This is a genomic window from Caballeronia sp. GAFFF1, from assembly GCF_023630705.1.
Lineage (GTDB): Bacteria > Pseudomonadota > Gammaproteobacteria > Burkholderiales > Burkholderiaceae > Caballeronia.
This window is the reverse complement of the sequence record NZ_JALQEM010000044.1, coordinates 1-695: the sequence shown is the minus strand read 5'-3', so window position 1 is coordinate 695 and position 695 is coordinate 1. Positions and strand designations below refer to the sequence as shown.

The window sequence follows — 695 nt, the reverse complement described above, 5'->3', positions numbered from 1 at the left end:
CCCGGCCTCGCCAATCTGCTCCTCGAGCAGTTCGGCGGCCCGCAAGGCGAGCTTGCCGCCGCCATGCGCTACTTCACGCAAGCAGTGACCGAAGACGATCCGGGCCGCAAGGACATGCTGTTCGATATCGCGACCGAAGAGATGAGCCACCTCGAAGTAATCGGCAGCATTGTCGCGATGCTGAACAAGGGCGCGAAGGGCGCTCTTGCCGAAGCGGTGGAGCAGGAAGCCGAGCTGTATCGCTCGATGACGGGCAACGGCAACGATTCGCACACGACCGCGATTCTGTACGGCGCGGGCACGCCGCTCACGAACTCGGCCGGCGTGCCGTGGACGGCGGCGTATATCGACACCATCGGCGAGCCGACGGCCGATCTGCGTTCGAACATCGCAGCCGAGGCGCGCGCCAAGATCGTCTATGAGCGTCTGATTAACGTGACGGACGATCCCGGCATCAAGGACGCGCTCGGCTTTCTGATGACGCGCGAAATCGCGCATCAGAAGTCGTTCGAGAAGGCGCTGCATTCGATCCAGCCGAACTTCCCGCAAGGCAAGCTGCCGGGCGTGCCGGAGTTCACGAGCGTGTACTTCAACATGTCGAAGGGCGACGACGCACGCGGCCCGTGGAACGAAGGCGGCGACTGGAAGTTCGTCGAAGATCCGCAGCCCGCAGTCGATGGCGGCGACGGCACCGC

At 64.2% G+C, this 695-nt stretch carries 1 protein-coding gene; it reads left to right on the top strand.

Annotation, left to right across the window (positions count from 1 at the left end; translation table 11 throughout):
• The coding region (locus NCR37_RS28030; RefSeq protein ID WP_250476074.1) for a manganese catalase family protein at window positions 1–695 on the top strand (695 nt) is incomplete at both ends.